General features: G+C 72.2%; 20 protein-coding genes. 11 read left to right on the top strand and 9 right to left on the bottom strand.

What is annotated here, in order from left to right; genetic code table 11:
- Positions 1-43: 43 nt before the first annotated feature.
- Together ACGF2Y_RS15595 and ACGF2Y_RS15600 are read left to right on the top strand one after the other, a co-directional pair.
- Positions 44-1,054 (top strand): RNA polymerase sigma factor SigF, encoded by a 1,011-nt coding sequence (locus tag ACGF2Y_RS15595; RefSeq protein ID WP_392946918.1) that lies wholly within the window; start codon positions 44-46, stop codon positions 1,052-1,054.
- Between the two features lie 444 nt (positions 1,055-1,498).
- Entirely contained in the window at positions 1,499-1,900 is a 402-nt protein-coding gene (locus ACGF2Y_RS15600) for a hypothetical protein (RefSeq protein ID WP_392946921.1), read from the top strand.
- A gap of 23 nt (positions 1,901-1,923) precedes the next feature.
- On the opposite strand, the gene hutI is transcribed toward ACGF2Y_RS15600, so the two are convergent.
- The 4 genes from hutI to hutU form a co-directional block, all read right to left on the bottom strand.
- The gene (hutI, locus tag ACGF2Y_RS15605; RefSeq protein WP_392946923.1) at positions 1,924-3,096 is read right to left on the bottom strand and encodes an imidazolonepropionase; all 1,173 of its coding nucleotides are present in this window, start codon (positions 3,094-3,096) and stop codon (positions 1,924-1,926) included.
- A gap of 140 nt (positions 3,097-3,236) precedes the next feature.
- A complete protein-coding gene (locus ACGF2Y_RS15610; protein WP_392946926.1) occupies positions 3,237-4,604 on the bottom strand; it encodes a formimidoylglutamate deiminase in 1,368 nt (455 codons plus the stop codon).
- The gene (locus ACGF2Y_RS15615; RefSeq protein ID WP_392946929.1) at positions 4,595-5,875 is read right to left on the bottom strand and encodes an allantoate amidohydrolase; all 1,281 of its coding nucleotides are present in this window, start codon (positions 5,873-5,875) and stop codon (positions 4,595-4,597) included. Before ACGF2Y_RS15615 ends, ACGF2Y_RS15610 begins: the two co-directional genes overlap by 10 nt.
- Positions 5,875-7,533, bottom strand: coding sequence for a urocanate hydratase (gene hutU / locus ACGF2Y_RS15620; RefSeq protein WP_392946932.1), 1,659 nt, complete (start codon positions 7,531-7,533; stop codon positions 5,875-5,877). The genes ACGF2Y_RS15615 and hutU overlap by 1 nt, the downstream gene beginning before the upstream one ends.
- Positions 7,534-8,144: 611 nt before the next feature.
- Between hutU and ACGF2Y_RS15625 the strand changes: the two genes are divergently transcribed.
- The 4 genes from ACGF2Y_RS15625 (at position 8,145) to ACGF2Y_RS15640 (ending at position 10,387) form a co-directional block, all read left to right on the top strand.
- Positions 8,145-8,552 (top strand): hypothetical protein, encoded by a 408-nt coding sequence (locus ACGF2Y_RS15625; protein WP_392946934.1) that lies wholly within the window; start codon positions 8,145-8,147, stop codon positions 8,550-8,552.
- On the top strand, positions 8,549-9,358 hold the full coding sequence (locus ACGF2Y_RS15630) for a winged helix-turn-helix domain-containing protein (RefSeq protein WP_392946936.1): 810 nt from the start codon (positions 8,549-8,551) through the stop codon (positions 9,356-9,358). The genes ACGF2Y_RS15625 and ACGF2Y_RS15630 overlap by 4 nt, the downstream gene beginning before the upstream one ends.
- 38 nt (positions 9,359-9,396) lie before the next feature.
- The gene (locus ACGF2Y_RS15635) at positions 9,397-9,867 is read left to right on the top strand and encodes a roadblock/LC7 domain-containing protein (protein ID WP_392946939.1); all 471 of its coding nucleotides are present in this window, start codon (positions 9,397-9,399) and stop codon (positions 9,865-9,867) included.
- A gap of 145 nt (positions 9,868-10,012) precedes the next feature.
- Positions 10,013-10,387 (top strand): hypothetical protein, encoded by a 375-nt coding sequence (locus ACGF2Y_RS15640; RefSeq protein ID WP_392946941.1) that lies wholly within the window; start codon positions 10,013-10,015, stop codon positions 10,385-10,387.
- Positions 10,388-10,531: 144 nt separating this feature from the next.
- On the opposite strand, the gene ACGF2Y_RS15645 is transcribed toward ACGF2Y_RS15640, so the two are convergent.
- Together ACGF2Y_RS15645 and ACGF2Y_RS15650 are read right to left on the bottom strand one after the other, a co-directional pair.
- Positions 10,532-11,071 carry a hypothetical protein gene (locus ACGF2Y_RS15645; protein ID WP_392947280.1) on the bottom strand — a complete coding sequence of 180 codons (540 nt, stop codon included), beginning with the start codon at positions 11,069-11,071 and terminating at the stop codon, positions 10,532-10,534.
- A 210-nt stretch (positions 11,072-11,281) separates the two neighbouring features.
- On the bottom strand, positions 11,282-12,100 hold the full coding sequence (locus ACGF2Y_RS15650; protein WP_392947283.1) for a MurR/RpiR family transcriptional regulator: 819 nt from the start codon (positions 12,098-12,100) through the stop codon (positions 11,282-11,284).
- A 238-nt stretch (positions 12,101-12,338) separates the two neighbouring features.
- Between ACGF2Y_RS15650 and ACGF2Y_RS15655 the strand changes: the two genes are divergently transcribed.
- Complete coding sequence (locus ACGF2Y_RS15655; protein WP_392946943.1) at positions 12,339-12,764, top strand: hypothetical protein; 426 nt, start codon at positions 12,339-12,341, stop codon at positions 12,762-12,764.
- A gap of 590 nt (positions 12,765-13,354) precedes the next feature.
- Here ACGF2Y_RS15655 and ACGF2Y_RS15660 read toward each other — a convergent pair.
- A complete protein-coding gene (locus ACGF2Y_RS15660) occupies positions 13,355-14,761 on the bottom strand; it encodes a cystathionine beta-synthase (protein ID WP_392946945.1) in 1,407 nt (468 codons plus the stop codon).
- Positions 14,762-14,920: 159 nt separating this feature from the next.
- Between ACGF2Y_RS15660 and ACGF2Y_RS15665 the strand changes: the two genes are divergently transcribed.
- The 3 genes from ACGF2Y_RS15665 (at position 14,921) to ACGF2Y_RS15675 (ending at position 18,502) form a co-directional block, all read left to right on the top strand.
- The gene (locus ACGF2Y_RS15665) at positions 14,921-15,922 is read left to right on the top strand and encodes a GDSL-type esterase/lipase family protein (protein ID WP_392947289.1); all 1,002 of its coding nucleotides are present in this window, start codon (positions 14,921-14,923) and stop codon (positions 15,920-15,922) included.
- A 154-nt stretch (positions 15,923-16,076) separates the two neighbouring features.
- The gene (locus ACGF2Y_RS15670; protein WP_392946946.1) at positions 16,077-17,297 is read left to right on the top strand and encodes an acetyl-CoA C-acetyltransferase; all 1,221 of its coding nucleotides are present in this window, start codon (positions 16,077-16,079) and stop codon (positions 17,295-17,297) included.
- A 338-nt stretch (positions 17,298-17,635) separates the two neighbouring features.
- Positions 17,636-18,502 (top strand): hypothetical protein, encoded by an 867-nt coding sequence (locus tag ACGF2Y_RS15675; RefSeq protein WP_392946948.1) that lies wholly within the window; start codon positions 17,636-17,638, stop codon positions 18,500-18,502.
- Positions 18,503-18,529: 27 nt separating this feature from the next.
- On the opposite strand, the gene ACGF2Y_RS15680 is transcribed toward ACGF2Y_RS15675, so the two are convergent.
- Positions 18,530-18,847, bottom strand: coding sequence for a hypothetical protein (locus tag ACGF2Y_RS15680; protein WP_392946950.1), 318 nt, complete (start codon positions 18,845-18,847; stop codon positions 18,530-18,532).
- A 99-nt stretch (positions 18,848-18,946) separates the two neighbouring features.
- Here ACGF2Y_RS15680 and ACGF2Y_RS15685 point away from each other — a divergent pair, with 99 nt between their 5' ends.
- Positions 18,947-19,177, top strand: coding sequence for a DUF4287 domain-containing protein (locus ACGF2Y_RS15685; protein WP_392946951.1), 231 nt, complete (start codon positions 18,947-18,949; stop codon positions 19,175-19,177).
- Between the two features lie 112 nt (positions 19,178-19,289).
- On the opposite strand, the gene ACGF2Y_RS15690 is transcribed toward ACGF2Y_RS15685, so the two are convergent.
- Positions 19,290-20,174: a Bax inhibitor-1/YccA family protein gene (locus ACGF2Y_RS15690; protein WP_392946954.1), complete on the bottom strand. Its 885-nt coding sequence runs from the start codon at positions 20,172-20,174 to the stop codon at positions 19,290-19,292.
- Between the last annotated feature and the right edge of the window lie 301 nt (positions 20,175-20,475).

The raw sequence follows: 20,475 nt of genomic DNA on the forward strand, positions 1-20,475 counted from the left end.
ATGGGCATCGGCAGCCATATGCCGAGAACGATGGAGGAGAACCATGTCACCCCGGCTCGACGAAGCGCGTACCCACAACGCGTCGTCGGCATGTCCTCAGGGACCGACCAATTCCGACTCCCCCGCCGCGAGCGCCGTCCCCGGCCCGCGCACCAGCACCACCAGCACCACCGCCAGTGCCTCCGGCACCACCAGCACCACCAGCACCACCGGCATCACCTCAGACTTCTCCGGCACGGCGTGCGAGGGGCTCGAAGGGCTTCCCGAGATCCCGCCCTACGCCGAAGTGGGCGCTCTGGACGCCAGGGCCCTGTCGAAGACGCTCTTCGAGCGGCTGGAGTCCCTCGAAGAGGGCACCCACGAGTACAGCTACGTACGCAACACCCTCGTCGAGCTGAACCTCGCGCTCGTCAAGTTCGCCGCCTCCCGGTTTCGCTCCCGCAGCGAGCCCATGGAGGACATCGTCCAGGTCGGCACCATCGGCCTGATCAAGGCGATCGACCGGTTCGAGCTGAGCCGCGGGGTGGAGTTCCCCACCTTCGCGATGCCGACGATCGTCGGCGAGATCAAGCGTTTCTTCCGTGACACCAGCTGGTCCGTGCGCGTGCCGCGCCGACTCCAGGAGCTGCGGCTCGACCTGGCGAAGGCGGGCGACGAGCTCTCCCAGCAGCTGGACCGCGCGCCCACCGTGGCGGAGCTGTCCGAGCGCCTCGGCATCACGCCGGACGAGGTCGTCGAGGGCATGTCCGCGAGCAACGCGTACACCGCGAGCTCGCTGGACGCCAAGCCCGAGGAGGACGACCACGAGGGCGCGCTCGCGGACCGCATCGGCTACGAGGACCACGGACTCGAAGGCATCGAGTACGTCGAGTCGCTGAAGCCGCTGATCGCCGCGCTGCCCTCCCGGGACCGGATGATCCTCTCGCTCCGCTTCGTCAGCAACATGACGCAGTCGGAGATCGGCGAGGAGCTGAACATCTCGCAGATGCACGTGTCCCGGCTGCTCTCCCGGACGCTGACGAAGCTCCGCAGGGGTCTGACCCTGGAGGAATGACCCGACCCGGCCCCGCCGCCCCGCCACGGGGCTCCCCCGGGCCGTCGAGCACCGCGGAAGGACCCGCCCCGGATACCGGGAGCGGGTCCTTCCGCGTGTGGGGGCGGTGCGCCGGGGCCGGACCGGCTGCTCATCCACGCCGAGTACGCCACCGGAGGCGTCCGGTAACCGCCGGCTCATAGCGTTCGATCATGAACGCGCCCCGGCCCCAGCTCCGCTCCCGGCCCCGCTCCTGGTACCGCACGGCCCCCCGCCGACGTCTCCTGCCTCGTCCGCGCCTTCCCGGATCCCGCGCCGCCCGCGCCCTGCGCCGCGCTCGCAGCGGCGGCCACGGTCGCCGCACTCGTCCGGCTGTGGAACGGGACGCCGTATCCGAAGGCCGACCCCGACCGCGCCGCCTCCCGGCTCAAGGACCAGGCCCAACGCGCCTACGACGAGGCCGCGTTGCCCGGCAGACCCGAGGTGGGCCCCGTCCGGGTGGAGACGGGCACCTGTTACTACCGAGGGCTGCGGAGCCTGGCCCACATCGACCAGGGCCGCCCGGACGTCAGGAGCTTCGGTCTCGACTGGCGGGTCACGGCGCTCCCGGAGGACGTCGCCCGGTCCGGCCTGCACCGGATGCGGGCACGGCTGGAACACGAAGGCTGGACCTTCGTCGACACCCGCGTCGACAGGCCGGGCTTCCGCTTCCGGAACCCGGACAACGGGGACCTCGTGTACGCGCACTGGTACCGGGAGACGGGAACGTACGCCGTCAGCACCTACGCGGACTGCGGGAAGCTCCCCACCGGCTTCGACGCGTACGCGTGGCCGAAGGCCGACTGGACCCCGACACCGGCACCCTGACCGCCCGTCACCCTGACCGCCCGTCACACCATCCGCTGTCCGCTCCGCCAGACCGCGCTGACCAGCGGGACCCCCGGGCGGTAGGCGAGGTGGACGTGGCTGGGGGCGTCGAGGAGGACCAGGTCGGCTCGGGCGCCGGGGGTGATCCGGCCGATGTCGGTACGTCGCAGGGCGGCGGCCCCGCCGGCGGTGGCCGACCAGATCGCCTCGTCCGGGGTCATCCCCATGTCGCGCACGGCCAGCGCGATGCAGAACGGCACGGACGAGGTGAACGACGAGCCGGGGTTGCAGTCCGTGGAGAGTGCGACGGTGGCCCCCGCGTCGAGGAGGCGGCGGGCGTCGGGCCAGGTGGCGCGGGTGGAGAACTCCGCGCCCGGGAGCAGGGTCGCCACCGTGCTGCCCTGGCCGAGCGCGTCGACGTCCGCGTCGGTGAGGTGGGTGCAGTGGTCGGCCGATGCGGCGTCGAGCTCGACGGCGAGCTGGACACCGGGCCCGTAGGTCAGCTGGTTGGCGTGGATACGGGGGTGCAGCCCCCTGGCGCGTCCCGCCGTGAGGATGGCGCGGGCCTGGTCGTCGTCGAAGGCGCCCTGCTCGCAGAACACGTCGATCCAGCGGGCGTGCGGGGCGCAGGCCTCCAGCATCGGGCCGGTGACCAGGTCGACGTACCCGGCGGGGTCGTCGGCGTAGTCGGGGGACACGATGTGGGCGCCGAGGTAGGTGACCTCGTCGGTGTGGCGGGCGGCGATCCGCAGGGCGCGGGCCTCGTCCTCGACGGTGAGCCCGTAGCCGGACTTGGTCTCGAAGGTGGTGGTGCCCTGACGCAGGGCCTCGGCGAGATAGCGGGCGACGTTGGCGGAGAGCTCCTCGTCGGAGGCGGCCCGGGTGGCGGCGACGGTGGTGCGGATGCCGCCCGCGCGGTAGGGCTGCCCGGACATCCGGGCGTTGAACTCCTGGGTGCGGTCGCCCGCGAAGACCAGGTGGGAGTGGGAGTCGACGAAGCCCGGGATCACCGCGCGGCCGGCCGCGTCGAGGACGTTGTCAGTGGCGGGTGCTTTGCTGGATTCACCGGTCCAGACGATGCGGTCGCCCTCGATGACGACGGCCGCGTCCTGGATCAGGCCCAGGGGGGTCCCGTTACCGAGGGAGGGGTCATTGGTGACCAGGCTGGCGATGTGGGTGACGGCGGTGGTCGTCATCGTGTGGCTGTTCTCCTTGCGTTGCGCCAAGGGGTGTCCGGTCGGGGGGACACCCCCTGGCGCCCGGAGCGTCAGGGGTGCCGGTGGCTGCTCCGGGCGTCGGGAAGGGGCGGGGTGGTCGGGGCTCGTTCGCGGTGCGGTCAGCCGTGCAGGGCGGCCACGGCCTCGGCCAGCGCCCGGGGCACGTCCTCGATCTGCGCGTGACGGCCGTCCCGGACGATGTGCCGGCCCGCCACGACCGTGTGCCGCACATCAGCGGCGGAGGCGGCGAATACGGCGCTCTCCGCTGCCAGTCGGGGCACCGGCCCGGCCGTCCTGACGGAGTCCAGGGCGACGGTGGTCAGATCGGCGGGGGCGCCCGGCTCCAGCACTCCCGCTTCGGGGCGGCCGAGTGCGGTGTGCCCGTCGGCGGAGGCGGCCCGGAGCAGGGCGGCGGCCGTCCAGTGGCCGCGGATGTGCGTGCGCAGACGCTCGTTGAGCTCCATCGCGCGGGCCTCTTCGAAGAGGTCGATCACGGCGTGGCTGTCGCTGCCCAGCGAGAGCGGCGAGCCCGCCTTCTGGAGGGCGGCGGCGGGGCCGATGCCGTCGGCCAGGTCGCGTTCGGTGGTGGGGCACATGCAGGTGCCGGTGGCCGAGGACCCCAGCAGTTCGATGTCCGCCTCGGTCAGGTGCGTGTTGTGGATGCCGGTGGTGCGCGGGCCGAGGACTCCGTGGTCGGCCAGCAGCCGGGTGGGGGTGCGGCCGTGGGCGGCCTGGCAGGCGTCGTTCTCCGCCGTCTGCTCGGAGAGGTGGACGTGCAGCGGGGCCTCGCGCTCCTCCGCCCACTGCGCGACGGTGGCCAGCTGGTCGGCCGGGACCGCCCGGACGGAGTGGACGGCCGCGCCGATCAGGGTGTGGTCGTCGCCCTTGAGGAGGGAGGCGCGCTCCGCCCAGGCCTCGGCGGTGATGTCGGAGAAGCGCAGCTGGTGCCGGTTGGGCTTCTCGCCGAATCCGGCGGCGAGATAGGCGGTGTCCAGCAGGGTGATCCGGATCCCGGCCTCGGCGGCGGCCGCGATCAGCGCCTCGCCCATGGCGTTCGGGTTGGCGTAGGGGGTGCCGCCGGGGGCGTGGTGCAGATAGTGGAATTCGCCGACGGAGGTGATGCCGGCCAGGGCCATTTCGGCGTACGTGGCGCGGGCCAGGTCGAAGTAGGTGTCCGGGGTGAGCCGGGAGGCCGTGCGGTACATCAGCTCGCGCCAGGTCCAGAAGGTGCCCGAGCCGACCTGGACGGTGGCGCGCAGAGCCCGGTGGAAGGCGTGGGAGTGGGTGTTGGCGAGGCCGGGGAGGGTCAGGCCGCGCAGTGCGGTCGCGCCGGGCGGCGGTGCCCCGACGCCGGTCCTGATCCCGGCGATGCGGCCGCCCGCGACGTCCAGGGTGACGCCCGGCTCGACGTGGGTGCCGAGCCAGGCGTGGTCCATCCAGTACGTCGCGGTGACGGGCGCGCCCGTCGTCCGGTGTGTCAGCTGCACGCGAGACCTTCCAGTACGTCGGCGAGTGCCTCCACCCCGGCCGTGCAGTCGTCCTCGGCGGCGTGCTCGGCGGGTGAGTGCGAGATGCCGGTGGGGTTCCGTACGAAGAGCATGGCGGTGGGCACCGAGGCGGACAAAATACCCGCATCGTGGCCCGCGCCGGTGCCGAGGACGGGCACGGGCCGCCCCGTGTCGCCGGCCCCCTCCAGGATCCTGCCGAGCTCGTCGCGCAGGGCGTGCTCGAACTCGACGACCGGCGTGAATGATTCGCGTACGACGTCGAGGCCGATCCCGGCCCGGTCGGCGTACTCCCGGGCGGCGCGCTCGATGCCGGTGACGACGGCGTCCAGGGTGGCCTGGTCGGCGGCGCGGGAGTCGAGCCAGCCGCGTACGAGGGAGGGGATGGCGTTGACCCCGTTGGGCTCGACCGCGATCTTGCCGAAGGTGGCGAGCGCGCCGGTCAGTTCGGCCTCTCGGCGGGCGGCGAGGACCGTCTCCGCGTACGTGAGCATCGGGTCGCGGCGGTCGGCGAGGCGGGTGGTGCCCGCGTGGTTGGCCTCGCCCCGGAAGTCGAACCGCCAGCGGCCGTGCGGCCAGATGGCGGAGGCGATGCCGACGGGGTCGCCGGTCAGGTCGAGGGCGCGGCCCTGCTCGACGTGGAGTTCGACGAACGCGCCGATCCGGGCGAGCCGTTCCGGGTCGGGTCCGATGGTCCCGGGGTCGTATCCGGCCTTCTCCATGGCGGCGGGCAGCGTGATGCCGTCCGCGTCGCACAGCCGGTGGGCGTCGGCGACGGCGAGCTGTCCGGCGGCGAGCCGGGACCCGACGCAGGCGAGGCCGAAGCGTGCGCCTTCCTCGTCGCCGAAGTTGGTGATCGCCAACGGCCGGGTGAACTCCACTCCCCTGCGGTGGAGTTCATCGAGGGCCGCGAAGGAGGAGACCACGCCGAGCGGGCCGTCGAAGGCGCCGCCGTCCGGGACGGAGTCCAGGTGCGAGCCGGTGACGACGGCGTCCCCGGCCAGGGGGTCGCCGAGCCAGGCCCACTGGTTGCCGTTGCGGTCGGTCTCGTGGGTGAGACCGCGCGCCTCGGCCTGCGTACGGAACCAGGCCCGGCAGTCGAGATCCGCCGCCGACCAGGCGTATCGCCGGTAGCCGCCGCTGTCGGGGTGCCGTCCGACGGGGGCCAGTTCGCGCCACATCGAGAGGAAGGAGTCACCCGCACGCCACTGCTCCCGGGCACCGGAAGCGGTGGTGGATGCGCCCGTGGGCATCAGTTGCCCTCCGTCATGGGGACGCGTACGCCCCGGTCGGCGGCGACGGTTTCGGCGATGTCGTATCCGGCGTCCACGTGGCGGATGACGCCCATGCCCGGGTCGTTCGTCAGCACGCGGCGGATCTTCTCGCCCGCGAGCTTCGTGCCGTCCGCGACGGAGACCTGGCCCGCGTGGATGGAGCGGCCCATGCCGACGCCGCCGCCGTGATGGAGGGAGACCCAGGAGGCGCCGGAGGCGACGTTGACCATGGCGTTCAGGAGCGGCCAGTCGGCGATGGCGTCGGAGCCGTCGAGCATGGCTTCGGTCTCGCGGTACGGGGAGGCGACCGAGCCGCAGTCGAGGTGGTCGCGGCCGATGGCCAGCGGGGCGGCCAGTTCGCCGCTCGCGACCATGTCGTTGAAGCGCTCGCCGGCCTTGTCGCGCTCGCCGTAGCCGAGCCAGCAGATGCGGGCGGGCAGGCCCTGGAAGTGGACGCGTTCGCCGGCCATCTTGATCCAGCGGTGCAGCGACTCGTTCTCCGGGAACAGCTCCAGCATCGCCTTGTCGGTCTTGTGGATGTCGGACGCCTCGCCGGACAGCGCGGCCCAGCGGAAGGGGCCCTTGCCCTCGCAGAAGAGGGGGCGGATGTAGGCGGGGACGAAGCCGGGGAAGTCGAAGGCGCGGTCGTAGCCGGCGAGCTGGGCCTCGCCGCGGATGGAGTTGCCGTAGTCGAAGACCTCGGCCCCGGCGTCCATGAAGCCGACCATGGCCTCGACGTGGCGGGCCATGGACTCGCGGGCACGCAGGGTGAAGTCGGCGGGCTTCTCGGCGGCGAGGTCCGCCATGTCGTCGAAGTCGACGCCGAGCGGCAGGTAGGCCAGCGGGTCGTGGGCGCTGGTCTGGTCGGTGACGATGTCGATCGGCGCGCTCTCGGCGAGCATCCGGGGCAGCAGTTCGGCTGCGTTGCCGAGGAGGCCGATGGAGAGCGGGCGGCGGGCGTCGCGGGCCTCGACGGCGAGCTGGAGGGCGTGCTCCAGGTTGTCGGCCTTCACGTCCAGGAAGCGGTGCTCGATCCGGCGCTCGATGGCGCGCGGGTCGCAGTCGACGCAGATCGCGACGCCGTCGTTCATGGTGACGGCGAGCGGCTGGGCGCCGCCCATGCCGCCGAGCCCGGCGGTCAGGGTGATCGTCCCGGCCAGCGTGCCGCCGAACTTCTTGGCGGCGACGGCGGCGAAGGTCTCGTAGGTGCCCTGGAGGATGCCCTGGGTGCCGATGTAGATCCAGGACCCGGCGGTCATCTGGCCGTACATGGTGAGTCCGAGCGCCTCCAGGCGGCGGAACTCCTCCCAGTTGGCCCAGTCGCCGACCAGGTTGGAGTTGGCGATGAGCACGCGCGGCGCCCACTCGTGCGTCTGCATGACGCCGACCGGCCGGCCGGACTGGACGAGCATCGTCTCGTCCTGCTTGAGCGTCTGCAGCGTACGGACCATCGCGTCGAACGAGCGCCAGTCGCGGGCCGCCTTCCCGGTGCCGCCGTAGACGACGAGCTTGTCGGGGTGCTCGGCGACCTCGGGGTCGAGGTTGTTCTGCAGCATCCGCAGGGCGGCTTCCTGCTGCCATCCCAGGGCGGTCAGTGCGCTGCCGCGCGGTGCCCGTACGGGGCGGGGTCCTGACATGGCGGTGCCTCCTCGCGACGGTGAAAATCTATTCACATCCTGATGTGCTGAATAGTCGTAGTCAACAGGGCCCGCGCCGCCACAATCGGGAACACGTTCCCCCAGCGACCCGAATGCCGGGCGAAGATCGCGCGAGAGCCGAGCGAGAGCCGAACCGGAGACCGTTCCCGCAAGCCGTTCCGCAAGCCGTTCCGCAGGGTCGTTCCCGCAGACCGTTCCCGCAGGGGCCGCTCCGGAAGGCGACCTCGGAGGCATCGATGAGGCGGGCGGCATCGCGTACGCAGAGATGGTCTGGAGAAGGCCTGTAGGCGGGCTGGAGATGGTGCGGAGGTGGTCGAGGCCCGGGGGCGATTTCCCGCCGAACCTCTTCGCGCCGATCGCCCTGTTCGCCGTCACCAACTCAACAAGGCGGTGCTGCCGGCCCGCGAGAAGTCCGGCGCCCCGGACGCCTGACGGGGCGGCGTCCACCGCCCCCGCCGCCGCATTCCAGCCGCCCGGTCGCACCGCGGGCCGCATGTACCAAAGGAAAATGCCAGAACCTCCACCTGTCGTGAGCACGTTGCGTAGCCTCTGCGTCACAGCCGTACGCCGCGTCGGGAGGGGAAATCCGCGTGCCCGGAATCGACGAGTGCCTGCTCGAAGTCATGAGGCTGCCCGGCGCCCGGGGCGCCGCGGTGGTCGACTGGACGAGCGGTCTCGCCCTCGGCACCATCGGGGAATCCCCCAACGGCGACCACGAGGCGACCGCCGCCGAGACGGCGGAGGTCGCCCGGATGACCGCCGAACAGCCGGCCTTCGCCCAGCTCGCCGCGGAGGGCGACCTGTCCACGGGCTCGCCGAGCACTCCGGTCGAGGACGTCATCGTCACCACCCACGACGGGTACCACATGCTCCGGTTCGTCGAGACGGCCTTCGACAGCAGCGTCTTCCTGCATCTGTGGCTGGACCGATCCGAGGGCAATCTCGCGCTCGCCCGGATGCGGCTCGGCGAGCTGGCCGAGCGGCTGGTGCTGGCATGAGCGCGATAGCCGCCGCCCCCGACGCCCCCGGGACCGACCGGCTCCCGGCGCTCTCCCCGATGCTCCAGCGCCTCGCCGCCGAGCGGGCCACCGGCGCCCTGATGCGCGACCGCGGCACGCTCTACCTCGCCGACGGCCAGGTGGTGCACGCCGAAAGCCCCGCCACCCCCGGCATCGACGTCCTGCTCACCACCGGCGGGACCCTGCGGCACGAGGGCTGGTGGGACGCCGTGGCGCAGGCCGGGGCGCGCCGCCGGGTCGGCCGCTATCTCGTGGACAGCGGCCACGTGCCGGGCGGCGCACTGGAGCTGTGCCATCTGGGCGCGCTGTACGACGCCGCGTTCTTCGCGCTCGCCCCGACCGGGACGCCCGCCCGCTTCCGTTACGGGGTGGCGCACTGGATCGGTCCGGTGCGGCCCGTCCCGGTGGCCGCCGTGGAGCGCGAGACGCTGCGCAGACGGGAGTTCCTGGACCGGATCTGGCCCGACCCCGCCTGCGACGGCGCCCCGCTGCGGCGGACGGCGGCGCATCCGGCCGACGCCCCGGTCCCGGCCCGGCAGCGTCGGCTGCTGGAACTGGCCGACGGGGTCCGTACGGCCTCGGACATCGCGCAGGCGCTGGGCCGTTCGGCGTTCCACATCCTGGTCGACCTGCGGCGGCTGGCGGCGGCCGGCCTGGTCGAGGCGGTCCGCGACCAGCCCCGGGCTGCCGCTTCCGCATCCGGCCGGATCACGCTCCCCGAGGTGACGGCCGACCCTGATATCGCCCTGCTGCGCCGGCTCCGAGACGCATTGGAGGCCCTGTGATACGCGCGCTCAGACAGCGTGCCGGGAGGAGACAGCTGATGGTTCCCGAGGCCGAAGTGCGTGAGGTCCACGACGAGCTCCAGCGGTTACGGGCCCGGGTCCCGCTGCTCTCCGGGGCGCTGGCCGCCTCCACCGACGGGCTGGTCCTGGCCCACGACACCCCGGGCGTCGAGGCGGAGGGCGTCGCCGCACTCACCGCCGCCGCCCTGGGCGTAGCGATCCGGATGACCGACGCCACCGGCCGGGGCGACTTCCGTGAACTGCTGGTCCGCGGCGGCAACGGCTACATCGCCACCTACGCCGCGGGCTCCTCCGCCGTCCTGACCCTGCTGGCCGAGGACCGCATCAACGTCGGCCGGCTCCATCTGGAGGGCCGCCGCGCGGGCACCCGTATCGGCGAACTCGTCGACGCCGCGCTGGGACGCGCCGAGCGCCCCGCCACCGCCCGCTCCGCACCCCCACGCCCCACCGCCGCGCCGAGCCGCGCCCTGCCGCAACGCCCCACGTAGGCGGCCCGATCCCCCCACCCGCAGCGTCACCACCACCACCGGGACTCACGCCATCACGCAGAAGCCCGCGCACCGGCCCGCACAGCAGCCACCACAGAATCGGCCCCGGTCACCGCGACCGGCCAGGGAAAGGAAACGAGCCTCCATGGCGAACACCGAAGCGTCACTGAAGGAAGCGATGAGCTCGATCGAGGGCGCGATGGGCGTCGCCCTCGTCGACTACACGAGCGGGATGGCCCTGGGCACGCTCGGCGGCGGAAAGGACTTCAACCTGGAGATCGCCGCCGCGGGCAACACCGACGTGGTCCGCGCCAAGCTCCGCACCATGGAGCACTTGGGCGTCAAGGACGAGATCGAGGACATCCTGATCACGCTCAGCACCCAGTACCACCTGATCCGGCTGCTCAAGACCCGTGGCAGCAACGGCCTGTTCCTCTACCTCGTGCTGGACACGGGCCGGGCGAATCTGGCGATGGCCCGCCACCAGCTGAAGAAGATCGAGGCGGACCTGGAGGTCTGACCGGGTCCGGAGCCGGGGCCGTCCCCGGGTCCGACGCCCATAGGACCGACCGCGCAAAGCTCTGCCGCGCAGGGCCGACCATGGCCCTGCGCACAGGTCAGACCATGGCTCTGCGCACAGGTCAGACCGGGCAAAGGTCCGACCTCACCGTCGACGACGCCGCGCCCCGCCCGGCGCGGCGTCCCCCGCTTCCGGCCCCGTGGTCCGGTGGGCCTTCACCCGCTTGCCGACCGCGCTCCCGTGTCCGGACCAGTCGGTGCGCACCCAGTACAGGACGTCCTCGTGGCGCTCGCGCTGTCCGATGCGTACGGCCTTCGCCCAGAGGCCGGCGCCCGCTCCCGCGAGCAGCAGCCCGCCCGCGCCCGGCAGCGCGAACGAGGACGCCACCGCCACGACGAACGCCCCCAGCAGCCACCACCTGCGCCCGCGCCGCCACGCCCGTACGGTCACGGCCCGGTCCTGGAGGAAGTCGCCCCGCCCGGCGCGGGAGGCGCCCCGGGCCAGCTCCGCGTACCGCTTCCCGCGCGCCAGTGCCACGACGGCCGCGGTGACGATGAAGAGCGCCGCCCCGGCCAGCAGTCCGATCCGCCGCCCGGTCAGCCCCGGGACGAACGCCCCCGCCGCCGCGGCCACCAGCCCCGCCCACCACAGCGGTGCCGCCCCGGCCCGTACGCTCACGGCCACTCTCGCCAGCGACTGCCCTCCACGCCCCACGTCCGTACCCCTCTCTCCACGTAATCCACGCTGCCGCGAACCCAAGATCCGGCGCACCCACGATCCGGGGCACCTGTGATCCCGCGCACCGCCGATGCCGCGGTGCTTCTGGGCGCGGAGATTAACGGCCGCAGATGAGCGATGCCTGAGAAACCGCGAAAAGGCCGGACGGGCGGTGCCTCACTCCACGAACAGACCGCGCGCCGCCGCCCGTACGTCGAACTCCTCCAACCGCGCCTGGGCGTCGGGAAGTCCGTCGCACATCGCCTCCAGCAGCACCCGGCCGAGCAGCATCGGCGCGCAGACGGTGTCGAAGGAGAGCCCGGAGCCGATCGCCGCCGGGAGCAGCAGATCGCTGTGCCTGGCGACGGGCGCGAAGGCGGAGTCGGCGACCGTCACCACGGTCAGCCCCTGCTCCTGGGCGTACGCGAGCGCGTCCACGCCCTCCTTGGGGTGGCGTGGCAGCGCGAAGCACATCAGGGCGGTGGCCCCGGCCCGGCGGGCGGCGTCGATCCGGTCGGGCAGCATGCTGCCGCCCTCGTCGAGCACCCGGACGTCGGGGTGCACCTTGGCGGCGAAGTAGCCGAAGCCGCGCGCCTGGGAGGAGGCGGCGCGCAGTCCCAGCACCGGCAGCGGACGGGAGCCGGCGAGCAGCCTCCCGGCCCGCTCCACGGGCGCGGGGTCGGCGAGCACGTCGGAGAGGTGCTGGAGGTTCTCGATCTCGGCGCGGACGGCCTGCTGGTACTCGTTGTACGTCTCCCCCGCGTCCTCCTGCTCCGCGTCGGCGGGCGCGACCTCGCGCAGGTACCTGCGCAGGGCCGGATAGCCGTCGAAGCCAAGGGCGACGGCGAAACGGGTGACGGAGGGCTGGCTGACGCCGGCCAGCTCGGCCAGCTCGACGCTGGAGAGGAACGGCGCGTCGGCGGCCCGGCGGACCATGCAGTGCGCGATGCGCCGCTGGGTGGGTGTGAGCCGGTGGCCCTCGAAGAGCCGCTGCAACCGTGCGGCGGGGCCGCTCCCACTCATGCCGTCCCCTTGCTGGATCCGTCGCGCCACGACCGGCGCCAACCGTTCTATTCAGCCAGGAAGGTCGCTGTATGTCCATATGCAGGGCCAGGACAGGTCGGGACGGATCGGGGCGGGACGGAACGGGAACGGGCCGACAGGGGGTTAACCCCACGGAATCCGGGGGCTAGCCCCACTGCCGGCGGGGACCCGGATCCGTACCGTGGTCGACATGGAAGCCCGTGACCACGAGCTCAAGAAGGAGCTCGCCGCCACCCTCCAGGCCCGCGGCGAGCTGGGCGCGGAGTACGAGTCCGCGCTCATCGACTCGTTCCTGGAGAAGGTCGAGCAGCGCCTCGACACCACGCTCGACCGCCGGGTCCGCCGTCAGCTCGCCGAGCAGCAGATGAGTGTCGCCCGGGGTGCGCGGCCGGCGGAGCCGGGGAATTTCGGGGAGCGGCACGGCCTGGGGATCGTCTCGCTGATCCTGGCGATACCGCTGTCCGCGATCGGTGTCGCGAACGCCGGAATCGAGGGGCTGGTCGTGGCCTGGCTCGGCATCGTCGGTGTCAACGCGTTCCAGGCGGTGCGGGGCGGCGGTCCGTTCCGCCGCCGGGACGAGCGCGCACAGCGCGCACCGTCCGACTGGAAGGACTGAGCCCGCCGCCGAATCCTCGCGCGCACGGCCAAGGCCCGGAACACGACCGCGCGGCCGGACCCACGGGGGAGTCCGGACGCGCCGGTGTGCGGAAGTATGTCGCGGGGACCGCCGCACCCCCGGTCGCCCGGGGGCGGGACGACGGCGGTCCCCGCGAGGGACGCGGTCCGGGTCAGGGCCGGATGCTCGCGTCCGGGCGACGGTGGAGGTCCGGGAGCCGCTCCGTAGTCCGTTGTCGCCGTTCTGGGTGCCGGCGGGTTTCCCTGCCGACACCCATCAATGTGCCGGAGCCGTGTTAAGCGGGTGCTGCGCGGACATGACGCGCTCGTACCCGTTTTCGCGAAGCTCACTGCCGGACCGTCAGGCTGCGGGTCAGGACCCGCTGCCGGACCGTCGGGCCGAGGCTCCACGCAACACCGCCGGACCGTCAAGACGCAGCTCAGGCCCAGCGACTGCCCCTTCAAACCGCGGCCCCAGGCCCGCTTCCGGGACCATCGGGCCGAGACCCAGGCCCGCCGCCGGACCGTCAGCCGAGGCTCAATGCCACCGCCGGACCGTCAGGCCGCGCACCCGGCCCGGCCACCGGCCCGTCAGGCCTTCGCCGTGCCCGCGTCCTTGGCGAGGAACGCCAGCAGGTCCTGGCGGCTCACCACACCCTTGGGCTTGCCCTCGACGAGCACGATCGCCGCGTCGGCCCCGTCCGCGCCGCTGAGCACGGCCATCAGGTCCTCGACCGGTTCGCCGGAGCCGACCTGCGGCAGCGGCGACGACATGTGCTTCTCCAGCGGGTCGGCCAGTGAGGCGCGCTGGGTGAACAGCGCGTCCAGCAGCTGCCGTTCCACGACCGAGCCGATGACCTCGGCGGCCATCACGTCCGGGTGGCCGGCGCCCGGCTTCACGATCGGCATCTGGGAGACGCCGTACTCGCGGAGCACCTCGATGGCCTCGCCGACCGTCTCCTCCGGGTGCATGTGGACGAGGGAGGGCATCGGGCCCTCCTTGAAGTCCAGGACCGCGCCGACGTTGGCGGAGGCGCCGGTGTTCTCCAGGAAGCCGTAGTCGGCCATCCACTCGTCGTTGAAGATCTTGCTGAGATAGCCGCGCCCGCTGTCGGGGAGCAGCACCACGACGACGTCCTCGGGACCGAGCCGCCTGGCGACCTCCAGGGCTCCGACGACCGCCATGCCGCAGGAGCCGCCGACGAGCAGCCCCTCCTCCTTGGCGAGCCGGCGCGTCATCTGGAAGGAGTCCTTGTCGGACACCGCGACGATCTCGTCGGTGACGGTACGGTCGTACGCGCTCGGCCAGAAGTCCTCGCCGACGCCCTCGACCAGATACGGCCGCCCGGAGCCGCCGGAGTAGACCGAGCCCTCCGGGTCCGCGCCGATGACCTGGACCGCGCCCTCGCTGACCTCCTTGAGGTAGCGCCCGGTGCCGCTGATCGTGCCGCCGGTGCCGACGCCCGCGACGAAGTGGGTGATCTTCCCCTCCGTCTGCTCCCACAGTTCGGGGCCGGTGGTCTCGTAGTGCGAGCGCGGGTTGTTCGGGTTGGAGTACTGGTCCGGCTTCCAGGCTCCCGGCGTCTCGGTGACCAGCCGGTCGGAGACGTTGTAGTACGAGTCCGGGTGCTCGGGGTCAACGGCGGTGGGGCAGACGACGACCTCCGCGCCGTACGCGCGCAGCACGTTGATCTTGTCCGTGGACACCTTGTCCGGGCATACGAAAATGCACTTGTAGCCCTTCTGCTGGGCGACGATGGCGAGCCCGACGCCCGTGTTGCCGCTGGTCGGCTCGACGATCGTGCCGCCGGGTTTCAGCTCCCCGCTCTGCTCGGCCGCCTCGATCATGCGCAGCGCGATGCGGTCCTTCACCGACCCGCCGGGGTTGAAGTACTCGACCTTGGCCAGGACGGTCGCCTGGATACCTGCCGTGACGTTGCGCAGCCTCACCAACGGGGTGTTGCCGACAAGACTGATCATCGAATCGTGGAATTGCACCGTGTACTCCGGGATCTCCGAGATGGTCCGGCCCAGAGTATGCGTACAGGACGGACTCTGCGTACGGAAAGGAGTACGCGGAGCCCCTCGCGGGGCAGGTAGGTACGTGTACGGCTGTACGGCGAGGAGGAGGTGGACCGGACTGTGTCGAGAGCAAGGGTGGCACGGCGGATCGCGGCGGGCGCGGCCTACGGCGGTGGCAGCATCGGGTTGATCGGTGCGGCGGCCGTGGGCGTGTTCCTGGCGGAGGTCCAGCTCGCGAAGAGGCAGGTGGGCGGCGGGACGGCGCCGGTTCCGCCGAGCGCGGACGGACGGTACGGGGTGGCGTTCGCCGGGCCGAACGACCCGATGCGGCTCGGGATGCTCGGGGACTCGACGGCCGCCGGTCAGGGGGTGCGGCGGGCCGGGCAGACCCCGGGGGCGCTGCTCGCCTCGGGGCTCGCGGCGGTGGCCGAGCGGCCGGTCGACCTGCGGAACGTGGCCCTGCCGGGGGCCCGGTCGGACGATCTGGAGCGGCAGGTGTCGCTGCTGCTCGCGGATCCGGCGCGGGTCCCGGACGTCTGCGTGATCATGATCGGGGCGAACGACGTCACCCACCGGATGCCCGCGACCCAGTCGGTGCGCTGCCTGACGACGGCGGTACGCAGGCTGCGGACGGCGGGCACGGAAGTGGTCGTCGGGACCTGCCCGGACCTGGGCACGATCGAGCCGGTCTACCAGCCGCTGCGCTGGCTGGCCCGGCGGGTGAGCCGGCAGCTGGCGGCCGCGCAGACGATCGGGGCGGTCGAGCAGGGCGGGCGCACGGTGTCGCTGGGCGACCTGCTGGGCCCGGAGTTCGCGGCGAATCCGCGTGAGCTGTTCGGGCCGGACAACTACCACCCCTCCGCCGAGGGCTACGCCACGGCGGCCATGGCGGTGCTGCCCACCCTGTGCGCGGTGCTGGGCCTGTGGCCGGAGACCGACCGGCTGGACGGTGCGCGGCGCGAGGACATCCTCCCGGTGGCGAAGGCCGCCTCCCAGGCGGCCCGGGAGGCCGGTACGGAGGTCACGGGGGCGCGCGCCCCCTGGGCCCTCCTCAAGCACCGCAGGCGGCGGCGTCTGCCCCCCTCCACGGAACCCACCCCGCACCCGTATCCGGACGCCGCCCACCGGCACGTGTAGCGGATGCCGGCCCCGGAGAAGGCCGATCTGAGCAAGCGCTTAGAAAAGAGTCCCGCATCACACGGCCTGCCGGGTGACCGCGGCGATACGTCCGGGTAACTTCCAGAGGAGTTCCGCCCGTCCACACAGCCTTCCAGCCCCTTGGAGCCGCGTGATGCCCGAAGCCGTGATCGTCTCTGCCGCCCGTTCGCCGATCGGCCGCGCCTTCAAGGGGTCCCTGAAGGACCTGCGCGCGGACGACCTGACCGCCACGATCATCCAGACCGCGCTGGCCAAGGTCCCCGAGCTGGACCCGAAGGACATCGACGACCTGATGCTGGGCTGCGGTCTGCCCGGCGGCGAGCAGGGCAACAACCTGGGCCGCGTCATCGCCGTACAGATGGGGATGGACCACCTTCCCGGCTGCACGGTCACCCGCTACTGCTCCTCCTCGCTGCAGACCAGCCGGATGGCGCTGCACGCGATCAAGGCGGGCGAGGGCGACGTCTTCATCTCGGCCGGTGTCGAGATGGTGTCCCGCTTCACCAAGGGCAACTCCGACAGCCTCCCGGACACGCACAACCCGCTGTTCGCCGAGGCCGAGGCCCGTACCGCGGCCCGCGCCGAGGAGTCCGGAGCGGGCTGGCACGACCCGCGCGAGGACGGCCTGGTCCCTGACGCGTACATCTCGATGGGGCAGACGGCGGAGAACCTGGCCCGGTCCAAGGGCATCACCCGCCAGGACATGGACGAGTTCGGCGTACGGTCGCAGAACCTCGCCGAGGAAGCCCTGAAGAACGGCTTCTGGGAGCGGGAGATCACCCCGGTCACCACCCCCGACGGCACGGTCGTCTCCAAGGACGACGGCCCGCGCGCCGGCGTCACCCTGGAGGGCGTGCAGGGCCTGAAGCCGGTCTTCCGCCCCGACGGCCTGGTCACCGCGGCCAACTGCTGCCCGCTCAACGACGGCGCCGCCGCCCTGGTGATCATGTCCGACACCAAGGCGCGCGAGCTGGGCCTGACCCCGCTGGCCCGGATCGTCTCCACCGGTGTCTCCGGGCTCTCCCCCGAGATCATGGGCTACGGTCCGGTCGAGGCCAGCAAGCAGGCGCTGAAGCGGGCCGGGCTGACCATCGACGACATCGACCTCGCCGAGCTCAACGAGGCGTTCGCCGCCCAGGTCATCCCCTCCTACCGGGACCTCGGCCTGCCGCTGGACAAGGTCAACGTCAACGGCGGCGCCATCGCGGTCGGCCACCCCTTCGGCATGACCGGTGCCCGCATCACCGGCACGCTGATCAACAGCCTCCAGTTCCACGACAAGCAGTGGGGCCTGGAGACGATGTGCGTGGGCGGCGGCCAGGGCATGGCGATGGTGATCGAGCGGCTGAGCTGAGCCGCAGCAGCGGCGAAGCTCAGCGCGAGCACAAGCGGCTGGGCCGAGGCGAAGCTCAGCGCGGGCACGAGCGGCCCGGCTGAGGCGCGTCGTGTCCCTCACCGAGGGGGTTTCGAACCCCACCGAGCTCCGACCGTGACCGAATCTCCCCCAGGATGTGATCTGCGTCCCGGGGGAGAGTCGTTTCTGCAGGTCATCGCCGATATGGGGCTAAACATCGGGCCGAAAGACCTGTCCATTTCGTGACGTAATGCACTGACAGCACGTACCGGTACAGGCCAAGCTGATGTAGGAAGTCGGGGGTATCGATTGAAACCGGGAGTATGTCAGTGAGCGCCATGTCATTTGCCCTGTTGCTGACCACCGCCGCTGCCACGGCCGTCGGCGCCGCCGCACTGCACGCCGCTCACGGGCTGCGCAAGCAGGTCGCGGCGCTGCGCACGGAGCTGGCCGCCGGCCATGCTCTCAGCGCCTCCGTGCCACCACAGAGCCGCAGTACGGCCACGCCCGCCGAGGAGATACGCGCGGCCGTCGCCGAAGCGCTCGCCGAGGAGCGGGAGCGCGAGCTGGCCGAGGCGCGCGCCTTCTGGGCCGCCCAGGAGGCCCGCGACGCCGCCGACGCCCCGTCCCTGCTGGGCGGTCTGTCCGGCCTCGGTGACGACACCCCGTACTACGTGCCCCGGCAGGCCGACTTCGCCGGTCTGGAGTCGATGGACTTCGAGGCGGCCGAGGCGATGGAGGAGCTCGCGGAGCTGAGCGAGCGGACTCTCGCGGAGCACGAGATCGGCGAGCTGACCGACCTTCCGGAGATCGTGGAGTTCCCCGAGGACTCCCCCGAGCTGGCCGCCGCCCGCCGCCGCCACCCCTCGCACCCGGACTTCGTCCCCGTACAGACACCGGTGGTCACCGACCACGAGCGCACCGTGAACCGGCTCGAAGAGCTGGCCGGCACCGCGACCGAGCTGACCGATGTGCGGCCCGGCCCGCTGGGCACGCTCGACGTGTACGTCTTCGCCGACGGCACCACGCTGTGCATGACCCCCGGCCACCGCGAGACCGCCGAGCAGCTCGCCGACGCCCTGCGGGCGGGCCGGCAGCCGGTGCTGCTGGGCGGCTCAGGTGTCTCGGGTGCCTACGCGCTGACCTTCTCCTGCGGCGAGGACAACGTGTACATCCTCGCCGACCGCGTCATCGCCTCGTTCTGACCGCCGGGCGCGGGCCCCTCACACGCATCACGCGAAAGCCCGCGCCGCCGCTTCCCCGACATACCGCACGGCCTCGTCCAGCTCCTGGGGCGGGGCCGTTTCCAGTGCCACGGCCAGGTCCCGCCCGGCGACGGCGAGTTGGTCGCCCACGGCGAACATCCCGGCGTCCGGCAGCTCACGCGGCTCGGCGTCCGGGTTCTCCAGACGCTGGGCCCGTACGGCGAGTTCGCGGGCCGCGGCCAGCGCGTCGGCGGCCGCACCGCGCTGCAGGCGGCTCTGCGGGGCCGAGCGCAGCCGGTCGGCGAAACGGTCCACGGCCAGGATCAGGGGCGTCGTATCGAGCACCCGGCCGACCCTACGCGCCCCTCCCGCGTGGTTGCCAACGCCCGTCCGCTCGGGCACGGTGTCGGGAGACCAGCAACGCGCACTGCGTCGGAGGCGCCGATGTCGCATGTCTTCTCCGAAGAAACCCATCGCAACCTGCTCTCCCGGATCCCTCAATGCACCGGTCGTGAGATCTCCGACTGGCTCCGCACCGTCGACGAAGGCCCCTCCCTCGTGCGCTTCGAGGAGAAGGTCAGCTGGCTGCGCGGCGAGCACGAACTCGCCTACGGCCACGCCAAGGCGATCATCCACGAGCACGACCTGAGAAGGGCCGCACGCAAGCTGCGGTGACCAGCACCACCCCGTACACCCGCCCCGGAGCAGCAGGACGCGGAACGGCCCGCAGGCACGATGCCTGCGGGCCGTTCCGGTACTGCGGGTACTGCGGGTGCCGTGCGGCCGGTCAGTCGTCTCCGCTGAGGATCGCGACCAGGCGCAGCATCTCGATGTAGATCCACACCAGGGTCACGGTGAGGCCGAAGGCCGCCAGCCAGGACTCCTCGCGCGGAGCGCCGTACGCGATGCCGTCCTCGACCTGCTTGAAGTTCAGGGCGAGGATGCACGCGCCGATGACGATGGCCACGATGCCGAAGATGACGCCGAGCGCGCCGCTGCGGAAGCCGAGGCCGTCACCGCCGCCGAACACGGCGAACAGCATGTTGACCATCATCAGCAGCATGAAGCCGATGGCGGCCGCCATCACGAAGCCGTAGAAGCGGCGCGTGACCCGGATCAGTCCGGTGCGGTAGGCGATCAGCACACCGGCGAAGACCGCCATGGTGCCGAGCACCGCCTGCATCGCCGCCCCGGGGGCGACGTACATGCTGACGATGTTGCTGACGATGCCGAGGAACACACCCTCGAACGCCGCGTACGTCAGGATCAGCGGCGGCGAGGGCCGGCGCTTGAACGAGTTGACCAGCGACAGCACGAAGCCGATGATCGCGGCGCCGATGGCCACGCCATAGGCGCTGCCGAGGTTCGCCTGGTCGACCGGCATGATCCACCAGGCGGCGGTCGCGGCCAGGATCACCGTGCCGAGCGTCATCGCCGTACGCGTCACCACGTCGTCGATGGTCATCACGTCGGGACGGGCGGGTGCCTGCGGGGCGCCCTGGAAGTCCGTCTGGGCGTAGGGGTTGGTGGCGTACGGGTTGGCGGCGGTGCCCTGTGCGTACGGGTTTGCTCCCGTCGCGGTGGCCCCGGCCTGCGGCGTCGCGTTGAAGCCCGCGTGGCCGTTGTCGCGGCTGAACCCCCGTCGCGAGAAGACCGGGTTGCTGCTCCTCATCTCACTCCTCCGTGGCCACACTGCGTGGCCTCGCCACAAGAGTAATGGGTAGGCAAAAGAATCACCCCAGTGCCAGGGGAGGATCTTTGCGGCAGCCCGCGGCGGGATTCCGCGGAGGGCCCGGGGGGAGGCTCTCGTACAAGGCCGGAAGGTCCGGGTCCGGGAGCGGGCCGCCGGTCACGGTCTGGGCCGTCCGGGTCATGCCCGGTGCGGCGCAGGGTGCCGGGAGCCGGACTCGAACCGGCTCCACCCTGACGCCCTGACCAGCAGAAACGCCCCCACCTGCAAAAACCCGCCCCGA

Source organism: Streptomyces sp. NPDC048142 (genome assembly GCF_043202835.1).
Lineage (GTDB): Bacteria > Actinomycetota > Actinomycetes > Streptomycetales > Streptomycetaceae > Streptomyces.

What these genes read in the sequence shown, in the direction of transcription:
- ACGF2Y_RS15595 (WP_392946918.1), top strand. Translation starts at nt 44, where the DNA reads ATGTCACCCCGGCTCGACGAAGCGCGTACCCACAACGCGTCGTCGGCA.
- hutI (WP_392946923.1), bottom strand. Translation starts at nt 3,096, where the DNA reads ATGACGACCACCGCCGTCACCCACATCGCCAGCCTGGTCACCAATGAC.
- ACGF2Y_RS15615 (WP_392946929.1), bottom strand. Translation starts at nt 5,875, where the DNA reads ATGCCCACGGGCGCATCCACCACCGCTTCCGGTGCCCGGGAGCAGTGG.
- hutU (WP_392946932.1), bottom strand. Translation starts at nt 7,533, where the DNA reads ATGTCAGGACCCCGCCCCGTACGGGCACCGCGCGGCAGCGCACTGACC.
- ACGF2Y_RS15630 (WP_392946936.1), top strand. Translation starts at nt 8,549, where the DNA reads ATGAGCGCGATAGCCGCCGCCCCCGACGCCCCCGGGACCGACCGGCTC.
- ACGF2Y_RS15635 (WP_392946939.1), top strand. Translation starts at nt 9,397, where the DNA reads ATGGTTCCCGAGGCCGAAGTGCGTGAGGTCCACGACGAGCTCCAGCGG.
- ACGF2Y_RS15640 (WP_392946941.1), top strand. Translation starts at nt 10,013, where the DNA reads ATGGCGAACACCGAAGCGTCACTGAAGGAAGCGATGAGCTCGATCGAG.
- ACGF2Y_RS15655 (WP_392946943.1), top strand. Translation starts at nt 12,339, where the DNA reads ATGGAAGCCCGTGACCACGAGCTCAAGAAGGAGCTCGCCGCCACCCTC.
- ACGF2Y_RS15670 (WP_392946946.1), top strand. Translation starts at nt 16,077, where the DNA reads ATGCCCGAAGCCGTGATCGTCTCTGCCGCCCGTTCGCCGATCGGCCGC.
- ACGF2Y_RS15675 (WP_392946948.1), top strand. Translation starts at nt 17,636, where the DNA reads ATGTCATTTGCCCTGTTGCTGACCACCGCCGCTGCCACGGCCGTCGGC.
- ACGF2Y_RS15685 (WP_392946951.1), top strand. Translation starts at nt 18,947, where the DNA reads ATGTCGCATGTCTTCTCCGAAGAAACCCATCGCAACCTGCTCTCCCGG.
- ACGF2Y_RS15690 (WP_392946954.1), bottom strand. Translation starts at nt 20,174, where the DNA reads ATGAGGAGCAGCAACCCGGTCTTCTCGCGACGGGGGTTCAGCCGCGAC.